The sequence below is a fragment of the Burkholderia sp. SJZ089 genome (assembly GCF_007828315.1).
GTDB lineage: Bacteria > Pseudomonadota > Gammaproteobacteria > Burkholderiales > Burkholderiaceae > Burkholderia > Burkholderia gladioli.
In genome coordinates, this window is record NZ_VIUM01000014.1 from 59,677 (window position 1) to 71,828 (window position 12,152).

The window sequence follows — 12,152 nt, forward strand, 5'->3', positions numbered from 1 at the left end:
GACCGTATTTTCCCGTCGCGCGAAGCGAGCTGCGCTCCCCCGCAAAACGCCGTGTTTAAGCGGCGTTTAAGCGATCCGGTGGTGTAATATCCGCCGGCATGTCGGGCGCGAACGCGCCGCGCGGCTGAGGTGGTCGCCGACCACTTCGTTTTTCATCCATGGAGGGTTTCATGTCGCTTTTCGACTCTGTTTCGCGCACGCTCAAGGGCCTGCTGAATGACGCGGCCGACTCGGTGCAGGATCCGTCGCGCGACGCACGCCAGATCGTGCGGGAGCTCGACGACAGCATCGCCCGGGCCGAGAACTCGCTGATCGAGATCGAAGCCCAGGTGGCCACCCAGCGCAGCAAGCGCGACGCGGCCGCCGACAAGGTCAGGAAGTACGAGGACGGCGCCAAGCGCGCGCTGCAATCGGGCGACGAATCGCTGGCCCGCGAGGCGCTGACGGCGCAGACCAACGCCGAGGTCGAGCGCGATGCGCTCGCGCACGAACTCGAGGCGCTCGAGCCGTCGGTCGACAAGCTCAAGGCGCAGATCGCCGACATGCGCCAGCGCCGCAACGACCTCAACACGCGCTCGAACATCCTGCAGGCCAAGCAGGAAATCGCGCAGGCCAAGGACGTTGCGGCCACCGCGCTGGGCGGGATCGGCGGCAAGGACCTGTCGGCCGACTTCCAGAAGCTGGAGGACAAGGTCGCGCTGTCGAACGCACGCTCGGACGCGCGCCTGAACTCGGCCGACAACAACAGCGGCAAGGCGCTCGACGACAAGCTCGCCGCGCTGAACCGCGGCCCCTCGGTCGACGATCGTCTCGAAGCGCTGAAGAAGCAACTGAACACGCCGGCGCAGTAACACGCGCACCGGCCGCCGCGCGGCGCCGGGACCTTCCCGCCCGCGCGGCCTCTCCCCTCAAGGAGGCAGGCTCGCCGCCTGGTCCATCATGAAGAAATTCGTCGCTGCCGCCGGCATCGCTCTGCTCGTCGCCTCGGCGAGCGTGTTCGCGGCCGTGCCCTCGCTCCAGCAAGTCATCCAGTCGATCAACCAGCAGAACTGGCAACGCGCCGACAGCCAGCTCAGCCAGGTCATCGCCGCTCATCCCGACAACGCGCGCGCCCACTATCTGTATGGCCAGGTGCTCGACCGCGAAGGCCGCCCGGCCGACGCGCTGGCCGCGATCGAGCGCGCCCGCTCGCTCGATCCGACGCTGCACTTCACCACCCCGAGCGCCTTCGCGCAGACCGAGTCCAGGCTGCGCGCCGACGCGAACCGCGCCTCGGGCGAACGTCGCTCGGCCACCGCCGGCGGCGCGCTGATGCCGAGCGCCACGCCGCCGAGCGCGATGCAGACTTCCTCGCTCGCGCCGGCCGCCAAGCCCGCGCATCACGGCCCCGGCATGATCGCCTGGCTCGGCCTGATCGCCGTGATCGTGGTGGTCGTGCTGGTGCTGCGCCGCACGCTGAACCGTTCGCGCGCGGCCGGCAACCAGGAAGCCGACAACGAACGGCGCGCGCAGTTGAAGCGCGCCACCGACCTGCTCAACGAGGTGCGCCCGCTCAAGCTCGATGCGCGCATCTCCACGGCACCGGGCGCGTCGGCGCTGACCGGCGAGATCGAGGCGGTCGAGAGCGATGCGCTCGGCCTGGTCGAGACGCTCTCGAAAGGCAAGAGCCCGGTGGCGCCGTACCAGGTCGAGGAGCTCGAGCGCCGCTTCGCGAGCCTGAAGGCGCGCGTCGAGGGCCGCCCCGATCCGAACGCGGCACCGGCCGCGCCGGCGGCCGCTTCGGGTTCGGTGTTTGCTCAGGAGGCCGATCGCCTGAGCCAGCCACAGCAGCCGTATCCGCCGTCGTACCAGCCCTATCCGCCGCAGTCGCCGTATCCGCCGCAACCGCAGCAGCCGCCCGTGATCGTGCAGCAGGGCGGCGGCTTCGGCGGCGGGATGGGCGGCCTGCTGACCGGCGTGCTGCTCGGCGAGGCGCTCTCGGGCGGCCGCGAGCGCGTGGTCGAGCGCGACGTGATCGTCGACGACCAGCGCCAGCGCTCGGGCGGCGGCGGTTTCGACCTCGGCAACAACGGCGGCGGGAACGATGCTGGCTTCGACGTCGGCCAGGGCGACAGCTGGAGCACCGACAGCGGCGACAGCGGCAGCGTCGACCTGGGCAGCAACGACGACGACTGGAACAACAGCTGAGGGCGCCTGCCCGGGTTCATGCCGGGCAACGCGAGCTGCGAGCACGCAGCAGCAACATCGAACGGGCCGGCGACGGCCCGTTTTTCATGGGCTGCCGACAGGCCGGGACTTTGTTAACATTTTTCAGACGAACTATCGGTGTCCGATCGGGTTCGTTATGATGTCCGCCATCGCCGTGCGGGCCTGGCCGCCGCACATTCCCGTTTCTATCCCCCCTTCCCTGGAGCAACCCGCTTATGAGCATGATCAAGGAATTCAAGGAGTTCGCCGTCAAGGGCAACGTGATGGATCTGGCCGTCGGTGTGATCATCGGCGCCGCGTTTTCGAAGATCGTCGATTCGATCGTCAAGGACCTGATCATGCCGGTGATCGGCGTGGTCACGGGCGGCCTCGACTTCTCGAACAAGTTCATTCAGCTCGGACCCATCCCCGCCAGCTTCAAGGGCAATCCCGATTCCTACAAGGATCTGCAGGCGGCGGGCGTCGCCCTGTTCGGCTACGGCTCGTTCATCACCGTGCTGATCAACTTCATCATCCTGGCCTTCATCATCTTCTTGATGGTGCGTTTCATCAACAAGCTGCGCCGCCCGGAAGTGGCCGAACCGGCCGCGCCGGCTCCGACGCCCGAGGACGTGATGCTGCTGCGCGAGATTCGCGACGAACTGAAACGCCGCTGATCACCCACCGCGCTTCCAGCCCGATCGAGCCCGCCGAGCGCGGGCTTTTTTGCGTCCTCTTTTGTGCGGCGCACGCGAAGATCGCGCGGCGATACGCGGGAAAACACTCATCGATTCGGCCACCGAAACAAGGCTTTTTTATGAATCAGGCCTGCACGCGCCGCGTTCACGGGACTATCATGAAGCTAGCAATGACATTACACAGGCGCAAACAGCGCCGACATGACGATCGTGGGCATTCAGCTGTCCGGCGTATCGCGGCTCGCTCGAAGCCGTCGCGTCGAACTTCGTGAAGCCGGCATTTTCGTATGCTATAAAAGATCGGCATGCGGGCGCTCGAGCCGGTTTGGGGGTGGGTCGCATGACAAAGCCACAAATCTTGCAATCGTTTTTGACGCGAGTGTTTATGTCCTTTCCGAAAAAACGCCGACGCGGGCAGGACGACGGTCACGAGTCGTTTCTCGCCGTCTTGCGCCATGCGAAACCGTTCGCCCAGCTCGATACCAAGATCGCGCGCGCCAGGGCTCAGGACGAGCCGGTGCTGTACGCGCACGTGCTGCCGGGCCTGGACGTCCTGCTCTGCACCGTGCGCGGTGCGCATCCGCCCTATCCCGCCATCGCCGACCTGCGCAAGCGCTGTGTCGAGTCGATCAGCCACGCGCTCGAGCAGCCGCTCGACGGGCTGGAGAACGGCGGCTACTGGTACGAGGCGAACGGCTTCGGTTTCCTGGTGTTCGCCAGCCGAGCGCGGGCCCGCATCCTGCCGGAATTCGCCGGCGGCCCGGCGGGCGAGCGCAGCGCGAGCCGGCAGAACGCCGGCGACACCACGCCCCGCTCGCTCTGAGCCGCCGGACCTGAACGGGCCGCGAGTCGATCAGGACCGCGGCCCGCTTCGTATCGGCTGACGATCCGGGTCGCCAGCCGGCGCTCCCGCCGCGCGACGAGCACGACGACGGCGACGCGCCGCCATCCCCTTGCGCGATGTCCCTCAGGCGCGCCCGCCCGGGCGCACGATATCGATGAAGGCCGAGAAGTCGGCATCGGCCAGGCCCATCGCCGAACCCAGGCGCAGCAATTGCTGGACGGCACCCGCCACCGGCATCGCGGCGCCCGCCTCGCGCGCGGCATCGGCGATTGTTTCGGCGTCCTTCCTGAATGTGGAGAGCGCGCCGAGCGGCGCGTGCCCGGCCGAGGTCATGCGCGGCACGAAGGTCTGCAGCAGCACCGAATCGGCCCAGCCGCCCGCCAGCGCCTCGGACAGCCTCGCGGCATCGATGCCGCTGGCCTGGGCGAGCCCGACCGCCTCGGCGATCGCGGCCACCGTGGCGGTGACGATCGCCTGGTTGCAGAGCTTGGCCGTCTGTCCCGCGCCGGCCTCGCCCAGGTGCGTAAGTCGCGAGGCATAGGCAGCGATCAGCGGACGAACCGCCTCGACCTCGTCGGCCGGGCCGCCCGCCATCACCGCGAGCGTACCGGCCTGCGCGCCCGGCACGCCACCCGAGACCGGCGCGTCGATCCAGGCCACCCCCGCTTGCGCGGCGCGCGCCGCGTAGTCGCGCGTGGCGGCCGGCGGAATCGAGGAATGATCGACGATCCGGCGCAGGCGCCGCCGCTCCGGTTCGCCGGACAGCAGCCCATACGCGCCGAACACCACTTCGCCGACCGCGGCCGCGTCGAGCACGCACAGCATCACCGTCTCGACCCGCCCGGCCATCTCGCGCGGCGTATCCGCCACGCTGGCGCCCTCGGCCGCCAGCACCTCGGCCCTGGCGCGCGTGCGATTCCAGACCTGCACCTGGTGCCCCGCGCGCAGCCAGTGCCGAATCATCGGCGCGCCCATCAGTCCCGGCCCGCAAAATCCTGCTTCCACGTCGCTCCCCGCAATCGAATTGAACTCGGCGCCCATCATACCGATCACTCCTACATGTGCGGGCGCTCGGCAGCGCTGCCGGCTCTCGCGCATGCGTCCACTGACTCCGGAGGAATCATGAGCGACCATGTCTACAAGCTGATCGAACTCACCGGTTCGTCGCAGAAATCGTGCGACGATGCCATCCGCAACGCCATCGCCAAGGCCGCCAGGACACTGCATGGCCTGAACTGGTTCGAGGTGATCGAAACGCGTGGCCATATCGAGGGCGACCAGGTCATGCATTGGCAGGTCACGTTGAAGGTCGGCGTCCGCCTCGACGACTGAACCCCGCTGCTTCGCCACTGCGGTCTTGCGCGCGACACCTCGACGGCGAGGTGCCGCGCTTGTGGATCGCACTGCCGCCGACGATTCCGCCACGGCACTATTCCTCTTCGAATATCTCGAAATCCCGCTCTACTGCGGTTTACGCCCGCTTGACGCTCATTTCTGTCCATATTAAAAATCGTATATACCCATGATCCATCGATCAGCCTGAATATATATAACCCGGAGAAAACATGAGCCAACAACGCGAGGCGATCGACACCTACCTGCTGCGCGTCCTGCACACGCTGCTGATGGAGCGCAGCGTGACGCGCGCGGCGGTCAAGCTGAACCAGTCGCAGCCGGCGATCAGCGCCGCGCTGCGACGGCTGCGCGACATCACCGGCGATCCGCTGCTGGTGCGCGGCAAGTCGGGCATGGTCCCGACCGAATACGGGCTGCGCCTGCTCGAACCGGTGCAGAACGCGCTGCGCGAGATCGAGCGCATCAAGTTCCAGCAGCACAACTTCGATCCGGCCACCTCGATCCGCTGCTACCGGATCGGCTGCCCCGACTACCTGAACGTGCTGTTCGTGCCGACCGTGGTGGAGCGCTTCCGCCACGCGGCGCCGAACGCGACGCTCGAATTCCATTCGCTCGGCCCCGCCTTCGACTACGAGCTGGCGCTGGAGGACGGCAAGCTCGACATCGTGATCGGCAACTGGCCCGAGCCGCCCGAGCAGCTTCACCTGTCGAACCTGTTCGTCGACAAGATCGTCTGCCTGATGAGCAACACGCATCCGTTCGCCAAGCGCGGCGGGCTCACGCTCGACCAATACCTGAACGCGCCGCACCTGGCACCCACGCCCTACTCGGTCGGCCAGCGCGGCGCGATCGACGTGCACCTGGCGCGCGAGCGGCTCAAGCGGCACGTGGTCGTCACGCTGCCCTACTTCAATCTGGCGCCCTATGTGCTGGTAAAGTCGGACCTGATCTTCACCACCACGCGGCTGTTCGCCGATCATTACGCGAAATTCCTGCCGCTGTCGGTGGTGCCCGCCCCGCTCGATTTCCCGCCGATGCAGTACTACCAACTCTGGCACGAACGCTGCCATTACTCGGACGAGGTGCGCTGGCTGCGCAGCCTGGTGGCCGAGGCCACCCGCACGTTGATCGACGCCTGAAGCGCCTGCGCGGCCGGCAGCGCCTCGGCGCGTCTCCGGCCACGCGAGGCGCGGTGCGCGCCGCGAGCCTTGTCCGAACCCGCTTCAGCGCGCCGCCTCCAGCAACTGCCGCGCGAGCCGGTTGTGTTGTTCCACCAGCGGCCCGAGATCGACCGTCGCGAGCTGCCCCTCGCGCACCAGCACCCGCCCGTTCACGACGCTCCAGGCCACCTGCGACGGCGCGCAGAACACCAACGCGGCGACCGGGTCGTGCAGCGCGCCGGCGAACAGCGGCTGGCGCAGGTCGAAGGCGACGAAATCGGCGGCCATGCCCGGCGCCAGCGCGCCGATGTCGTCGCGGCCGAGCACGCGCGCGCCGCCGAGCGTGGCGATCTCCAGCGCCTCGCGCGCCGTCATCGCATCCGGCCCGAATCCAACCCGCTGCAACAGCAACGCCTGGCGCACCTCGGCCACCATCTGCGCGCCGTCGTTCGAGGCCGAACCATCCACGCCGAGCCCGACCGGCACGCCGGCCAGCCGCATCCGGCGCACCGGCGCGATGCCCGAGGCGAGCCGCATGTTCGAGCACGGGCAATGCGCGACGCCCGTGCCGGTGCGCGCGAACAACGCGATGCCGGCCTCGTCGAGCTGCACGCAGTGCGCGTGCCAGACGTCGGGGCCGACCCAGCCGAGATCCTCTGCATATTCGGCCGGCGTCATGCCGAATTTCTCGCGGCTGTAGGCGACGTCGTTGACGTTCTCGGCCAGATGCGTGTGCAGCGAGACGCGATGCGCGCGTGCGAGCTTCGCCGATTCGCGCATCAGGTCGCGACTCACCGAGAACGGCGAGCACGGCGCTACCACGATGCGCAACATCGCGTAGCGTGCCTCGTCGTGCCAGGTCTCGATCAGGCGCTGCGTGTCGGCGAGGATCGCGTCCTCGCGCTCGACCACCGAATCGGGCGGCAGGCCACCGTCGCGCTGGCCGACGCTCATGCTGCCGCGGCTGGCATGAAAGCGCAGGCCGATCCGCTGCGCGGCGCCGATGCTGTCGTCGAGCCGGGCGCCGTTCGGATAGAGATAGAGATGGTCGCTCGAGGTGGTGCAGCCCGAGAGCAGCAGCTCGGCCATCGCCGTCAGCGTCGAGACCTCGATCATCTCCGGGGTCAGGTTCTCCCAGATCCGGTACAGGTTCGTCAGCCAGCCGAACAGCTCGGCATCCTGCGCGGCCGGCACGGCGCGCGTCAGGCTCTGGTACATGTGGTGATGGGTGTTGACCAGGCCCGGGATCACCAGGTGGCCGCGCAGGTCGAGCACCTCGTCGGCGGTATCGGGCAGCGTGTCGGTCGGGCCGACCGCGACGATCCGGTTGTCCTCGACGTAGAGGCCGCCGTCGCGGATTTCGCGCCGTTCGCCGTCCATCGTCACCAGCACCTCGGCATGGCGCACCAGCAACGTGCGGCCGAGGCGGCCAGCGTTGGAATGGAAGGAGGAGGAGGGAGCTTGCGCGGCATGGCGCGCGATCGGGTCCTGCATGGTGGTTCTCCGTTCGGTGGCGCCGCCTGGGCGGCCTGGCGGCATCCGACCGGGAGCGGCGGCGCTGGAAACCGTGCCGCCGCGTCCTGTCGAACGCCCGTGGCCCGGTTACCCGGCTTGCTCGCCGTCTTCGGGGCTCGCCGCGCGGCCGGGCCGCGTGCGAACCGGTCGAGCATCGCGCAGGCGCGTCCCGAATGCAAGGCTTGTCGTCGAATACCGCGCTTCACGCCGACAATATGATGGGATAAGTTGGATCCGATGCACCGGCCAGCGAATCGACCGCCCGGCATGGCCCCGCCGCTCATGCGCGACGGCTTATCTTCGCTATCGCGCGCCGATTCGCGTCCCCGGCATTCTTAAAATGGCGACTCGGCGCTCGCTTCGATCCGCCGACGGGTATGTAGCCACCGACGTGGAGCCTCGATCCGCCGCCAACCCTGGATCGAGGCCGCGTTTACTCTTCGCATTCACACAAGGACCAAGCGAATGGGAAAGCTGACTACCCACGTACTCGACACCGCGCACGGCCGCCCCGGTGCCGATATCCGCATCGAACTGCATGCGATCGACGGCGACACGCGCCGCGCGCTGCTCACCGCCACCACCAATAGCGACGGCCGCTGCGACCGCCCGCTGCTCGAAGGCGAGGCCCTGCTCGCCGGCGAATACGAACTGGTGTTCCATGCCGGTGATTATTTCGCCGCGCTGGGCGTCGAGCTGCCGGCGCCGCGCTTCGTCGACCGCGTGGTACTGCGCTTCGGCGTGGCCGACCCCGACGCGCACTACCACGTGCCGCTGCTGGTCTCGCCCTGGTCCTACAGCACCTATCGCGGCAGCTGACAACGCATCGGCCCTGCCCGCCCCACATTCGATAACAAGGACTCGAGTCTGTCTGGAGGAGTTTCATGGAAGGTTTCATCACCGACTGGCTGAATCTCGCGATTCGCTGGTTGCACGTCATCTGCGCGATCGCCTGGATCGGCGAATCGTTCTATTTCGTCGCCCTCGACAACAGCCTCAAGCCGCCCAAGGATCCGAACCAGCGCCAGCGCGGCGTGTTCGGCGAGCTCTGGCACGTGCACGGCGGCGGCTTCTACAACATGCAGAAGTACACGGTCGCGCCGCCCGAGATGCCGGAGGACCTGCACTGGTCGAAGTGGCCTTCCTACACCACCTGGATGTCCGGCTTCGGCCTGTTCTTCGTGCTCTACCTGCTCGCGCCGAACACCTACCTGATCGACCGCAACGTGCTCGACATGGGGCCGGTGGTGGCCGTGTCGGCCGCGCTCGGCTTCCTGATGGCGGGCTGGATCGTCTATGACTGCGCCTGCCGCCTGCTCGGCAACCGCGACCGCCTGCTCGGCGCCTTCGTCGGCCTCTACGTGGTGCTGGCGGCCTGGCTGGCCTGCCATGTCTTCTCGGGCCGCGCGGCCTACCTGATCGTCGGCGCGATGCTGGCCACCATCATGTCGGCCAACGTGTTCTTCGTGATCATCCCCGGCCAGCGCAAGATGGTCGACAAGATGCTCAAGGGCGAGACGCCGAACCCGATCTACGGCAAGCGCGGCAAGCAGCGCTCGGTACACAACACCTACTTCACGCTGCCGGTGGTGTTCGCGATGCTGTCGAACCACTACGCGATGACCTACGCCAACCAGTACAACTGGATCGTGCTGGTGATCATCATGCTGGCCGGTGCGCTGATCCGCCAGTTCTTCGTGATGCGCCATCGCGGCCAGCAGCTCTGGTACCTGCCGCTGGGCGGCGTCGCGCTGATGCTGCTGGCCCTGGTCTGGACCATGCCTCGCCCGGTCGCGCCGCAGGCCGAGGCGGCCAACCTGCCCAAGCTCTCGATCAAGGATATCGAGCCGGTGCTGCAGCAGCGCTGCGTGGCCTGCCACTCGGCCAAGCCGACCATGATGGGCAGCGCGCCGGCCGGCGTGATGTTCGACACGCCCGAGCAGATCGCGCAGAACGCGCAGCGCATCTACCAGCAGGCCGTGCAACTGAAGGCGATGCCGATCGGCAATGTCACGCACATGACCGACGACGAGCGCACCAAGATCGCGGCGTGGTTCGAGGCGGGGGCGGCGAAGTAGGCAGCCGGTCGTTTCGACGGCTTGAAAAGGAAGGGCTCGCGGATTCGCGAGCCCTTTTTTGTTCCGTGCTTCCTGGATGCCGGCGCACGACGATGGCCGACGCGGCTCGCGCGATGCGCTTATTCGGCGATCGAGCGAATCACGCGCGCCGGGTTTCCGCCCGCCAGCGTATCGCGAGGCACGTCGCGCGTGACGACCGCGCCCGCGGCGACCACCGAATTTTCTCCAATCGTCACGCCGCCGAGAATGATCGCACCGGCGCCGATCCAGACGTTGTTCTCGATCACCACAGGCTTGGCCACCACGCCGCTGCGCCGCCGCGAGGGCTCGACGGGATGGCCTGAGGTGAGGATGCTGACATTGGGGCCGATCATCACCTGATCGCCGATGTCGATGCCGCCGAGGTCACAAAAGGTGCAATTCTGATTGATGAAGACCGGGCGGCCGATGCGGATATCGGTGCCAGCGGTCGAATAGAAAGGCGGGATCAATGAAAGGCCGTCGTCGCTCATTCCCTGTCCTTTTGCTCGCCGTTGCCTGACCGCATCGATATCCGGCAGGAAACTGTATCGCATCCCGGCGGCAGCTCGCCTGTCGAAGGTCGACGCCAACAAAAAGGCCTTGCGAACCCTTCGGTCCGCAAGGCCTTTGCGCTGCTTGGTGCTACCGCGTTTCTCCCAGGCTCGCTCGCCCACCCTCGCCATGCTCAGGCAGCGACGTGATGCAGCGCCTCCTCGGTCAGCCACAGCGATTCCTCGAGCATCTGCTCGTTCAGGTTCGAGCCTTCCCCGCCTCGATCGACCACCACGAAATCGCTGACCTCGCCCAGCGCGATCAGCGGATGGTGCCAGACGCCCTTCGCGTAGTTCACGCCCTGCCAGCCATTCGAGACGAAGGCACGAATCTGCACCGGATCGAGTTCGCCGGCCGGCGCGACCACCACCAGGTAAGGCCGCTCCGACAAGGGCAGGAAGGCCTGGCTGCCGAGCGGGTGCCGTTCGAGCATCTTCACCTCGAAGGGCAGCTCGCGCGGCTGGCCGCGAAACAGGTTGACCAGCGTGTGGCCGCCCTGCTCGGCGACATCCACCCGGGCGAGATCGTGGAAGCGGATCGTGGTGCCGAGATTGATCGGGATCTGCCTGGCGCCCTCGGTCTCGATCACGTCGCCGAAGGGCGCGAACGCCGCGCGCGTCAGCGCTTCGATGGTCAGCGTCTTCATTGGCCGAGCGTGCCCCAGATGCGCAGACGCGAGACGCCGCCGTCCGGGATGATGTTCAGGCGCACGTGCGTGACGGGGCCGAGCGCGGCCAGTTCCGATTCGAAATAATGCTGCTTGTCCATCTGCAGCTTCTGCTCGCCGAGCAGGACCGGCCAGAACATCGCCTGCGTGACCAGCGAGCTGTCGGTGCCGCCCGTCACGTGGGCCGCCTGGATCGAGCAACGATCGGGATAGTTGCCCTTGAAGTGCGCGGTGTCGACCTCGACCTTGCGGATCACGCCCGGGCGTGCCAGCGCGATGATCGCCCAGTCGTTGCCCGGCTCGCGCCGGCGCCGCGTCTCCCAGCCGTCGCCCATGTTCACGCCGCGGCCCGGCAGCAGGATGGACGAGGCCAGCCCGAAGTGCTGGTTGTTGGCGGCAATCACGTGGCCGCCGTTCTCCATCGCGGCCAGGTCAAACAGCTCGCTGCGGCTCGCGCCTTCCCAATCGAGCTTCGGCTGTCCATAGACGCGCAGCCTCGCGATCCCGCCGTCCGGATAGATGTTCAAGCGCAGGTGCGTGTAGGGCGTGCTGTCGTCGACCGCCACGTAATGGTGGCTATTGCCCTGCAGCGTGGTGGACGGCACGATCTCGACCCAGTGCGTGCTCTGGTTCGGCGTGCCGTCGGGCAGGTAGCAGGCTTGCACCGAGGCGGCCGGCGGGAAGTTGCCGGTGAAATGGCTGGTGTCGAGGTCGAGCCCCTTGATCACGCCGGGGCGCGCCAGCTTCACCAGGCACCAGTCGTAGCCGGTGGTGCGCTTGCGGCGCGTCTCCCAGCCGTCCATCCACTTGCCGTGATCGTCGTACTTGCCCGGGATGAACACGGCCGGCTCCGGGTTCAGCATCCGCTCCTTCGGCGCGAAGAAGTCGTCGCTCGCCTCGAGTGCCTGCGCCCCCAGACGCGGATCGGCCAGGTTCACGTAGCGACGCGTGAATTCGGGAGCATTGGGATCGAGCAGCGGAATGGCCATGATGAGGTCCTTATGGGAAGTTCGTGAAAAGAGCGGCACCCGCCGAAACGGGCGCGACTGGAGCGCCGCGGCGCGCGGCCCGAGC

Annotated in this window: 13 protein-coding genes; 8 read left to right on the forward strand and 5 right to left on the reverse strand. The window is 67.5% G+C overall.

The window, feature by feature from the left end; all coding sequences use genetic code 11:
* Positions 1–170 precede the first annotated feature (170 nt).
* From FB600_RS24525 to FB600_RS24540, 4 genes are all read left to right on the forward strand, one after another.
* Complete coding sequence (locus tag FB600_RS24525) at positions 171–851, forward strand: PspA/IM30 family protein (RefSeq protein WP_013698375.1); 681 nt, start codon at positions 171–173, stop codon at positions 849–851.
* Between the two features lie 88 nt (positions 852–939).
* A complete protein-coding gene (locus FB600_RS24530; protein ID WP_036051174.1) occupies positions 940–2,187 on the forward strand; it encodes a tetratricopeptide repeat protein in 1,248 nt (415 codons plus the stop codon).
* A 236-nt stretch (positions 2,188–2,423) separates the two neighbouring features.
* Positions 2,424–2,864: a large conductance mechanosensitive channel protein MscL gene (gene mscL, locus FB600_RS24535; protein WP_013698377.1), complete on the forward strand. Its 441-nt coding sequence runs from the start codon at positions 2,424–2,426 to the stop codon at positions 2,862–2,864.
* A 406-nt stretch (positions 2,865–3,270) separates the two neighbouring features.
* A complete protein-coding gene (locus FB600_RS24540; protein ID WP_013698378.1) occupies positions 3,271–3,708 on the forward strand; it encodes a hypothetical protein in 438 nt (145 codons plus the stop codon).
* 144 nt (positions 3,709–3,852) lie between these two features.
* Here FB600_RS24540 and FB600_RS24545 read toward each other — a convergent pair whose 3' ends face one another.
* Positions 3,853–4,773: an NAD(P)-dependent oxidoreductase gene (locus tag FB600_RS24545; RefSeq protein WP_186196026.1), complete on the reverse strand. Its 921-nt coding sequence runs from the start codon at positions 4,771–4,773 to the stop codon at positions 3,853–3,855.
* Between the two features lie 78 nt (positions 4,774–4,851).
* Here FB600_RS24545 and FB600_RS24550 point away from each other — a divergent pair, with 78 nt between their 5' ends.
* Together FB600_RS24550 and FB600_RS24555 are read left to right on the forward strand one after the other, a co-directional pair.
* Entirely contained in the window at positions 4,852–5,061 is a 210-nt protein-coding gene (locus FB600_RS24550) for a dodecin (protein ID WP_145757497.1), read from the forward strand.
* 233 nt (positions 5,062–5,294) lie between these two features.
* Positions 5,295–6,224: a LysR substrate-binding domain-containing protein gene (locus tag FB600_RS24555; RefSeq protein ID WP_013698381.1), complete on the forward strand. Its 930-nt coding sequence runs from the start codon at positions 5,295–5,297 to the stop codon at positions 6,222–6,224.
* Positions 6,225–6,308: 84 nt separating this feature from the next.
* On the opposite strand, the gene FB600_RS24560 is transcribed toward FB600_RS24555, so the two are convergent.
* Positions 6,309–7,739, reverse strand: coding sequence for an 8-oxoguanine deaminase (locus FB600_RS24560; RefSeq protein WP_261383454.1), 1,431 nt, complete (start codon positions 7,737–7,739; stop codon positions 6,309–6,311).
* A gap of 486 nt (positions 7,740–8,225) precedes the next feature.
* On the opposite strand from FB600_RS24560, the gene uraH reads away from it, so the two are divergent.
* Positions 8,226–8,579 (forward strand): hydroxyisourate hydrolase, encoded by a 354-nt coding sequence (gene uraH / locus FB600_RS24565; RefSeq protein ID WP_013698383.1) that lies wholly within the window; start codon positions 8,226–8,228, stop codon positions 8,577–8,579.
* Between the two features lie 65 nt (positions 8,580–8,644).
* Positions 8,645–9,838 carry a urate hydroxylase PuuD gene (locus FB600_RS24570; RefSeq protein ID WP_013698384.1) on the forward strand — a complete coding sequence of 398 codons (1,194 nt, stop codon included), beginning with the start codon at positions 8,645–8,647 and terminating at the stop codon, positions 9,836–9,838.
* A gap of 119 nt (positions 9,839–9,957) precedes the next feature.
* Here FB600_RS24570 and FB600_RS24575 read toward each other — a convergent pair whose 3' ends face one another.
* The 3 genes from FB600_RS24575 to alc all read right to left on the reverse strand — a co-directional run bounded on the left by FB600_RS24575 (position 9,958) and on the right by alc (position 12,067).
* Positions 9,958–10,413, reverse strand: a complete 456-nt coding sequence (locus FB600_RS24575) for a sugar O-acetyltransferase (protein WP_145757547.1) — start codon at positions 10,411–10,413, stop codon at positions 9,958–9,960.
* Positions 10,414–10,544: 131 nt separating this feature from the next.
* The gene (locus tag FB600_RS24580; protein ID WP_096748679.1) at positions 10,545–11,057 is read right to left on the reverse strand and encodes an ureidoglycolate lyase; all 513 of its coding nucleotides are present in this window, start codon (positions 11,055–11,057) and stop codon (positions 10,545–10,547) included.
* Complete coding sequence (gene alc / locus FB600_RS24585; protein WP_096748678.1) at positions 11,054–12,067, reverse strand: allantoicase; 1,014 nt, start codon at positions 12,065–12,067, stop codon at positions 11,054–11,056. The genes FB600_RS24580 and alc overlap by 4 nt, the downstream gene beginning before the upstream one ends.
* Positions 12,068–12,152 lie beyond the last annotated feature (85 nt).

Excerpts from the sequence above, each read along its gene's own strand:
- FB600_RS24525 (WP_013698375.1), top strand. The coding sequence starts at position 171 with ATGTCGCTTTTCGACTCTGTTTCGCGCACGCTCAAGGGCCTGCTGAAT.
- FB600_RS24530 (WP_036051174.1), top strand. The coding sequence starts at position 940 with ATGAAGAAATTCGTCGCTGCCGCCGGCATCGCTCTGCTCGTCGCCTCG.
- mscL (WP_013698377.1), top strand. The coding sequence starts at position 2,424 with ATGAGCATGATCAAGGAATTCAAGGAGTTCGCCGTCAAGGGCAACGTG.
- FB600_RS24540 (WP_013698378.1), top strand. The coding sequence starts at position 3,271 with ATGTCCTTTCCGAAAAAACGCCGACGCGGGCAGGACGACGGTCACGAG.
- FB600_RS24545 (WP_186196026.1), bottom strand. The coding sequence starts at position 4,773 with ATGATGGGCGCCGAGTTCAATTCGATTGCGGGGAGCGACGTGGAAGCA.
- FB600_RS24550 (WP_145757497.1), top strand. The coding sequence starts at position 4,852 with ATGAGCGACCATGTCTACAAGCTGATCGAACTCACCGGTTCGTCGCAG.
- FB600_RS24555 (WP_013698381.1), top strand. The coding sequence starts at position 5,295 with ATGAGCCAACAACGCGAGGCGATCGACACCTACCTGCTGCGCGTCCTG.
- FB600_RS24560 (WP_261383454.1), bottom strand. The coding sequence starts at position 7,739 with ATGCAGGACCCGATCGCGCGCCATGCCGCGCAAGCTCCCTCCTCCTCC.
- uraH (WP_013698383.1), top strand. The coding sequence starts at position 8,226 with ATGGGAAAGCTGACTACCCACGTACTCGACACCGCGCACGGCCGCCCC.
- FB600_RS24570 (WP_013698384.1), top strand. The coding sequence starts at position 8,645 with ATGGAAGGTTTCATCACCGACTGGCTGAATCTCGCGATTCGCTGGTTG.
- FB600_RS24575 (WP_145757547.1), bottom strand. The coding sequence starts at position 10,413 with ATGCGATACAGTTTCCTGCCGGATATCGATGCGGTCAGGCAACGGCGA.
- FB600_RS24580 (WP_096748679.1), bottom strand. The coding sequence starts at position 11,057 with ATGAAGACGCTGACCATCGAAGCGCTGACGCGCGCGGCGTTCGCGCCC.
- alc (WP_096748678.1), bottom strand. The coding sequence starts at position 12,067 with ATGGCCATTCCGCTGCTCGATCCCAATGCTCCCGAATTCACGCGTCGC.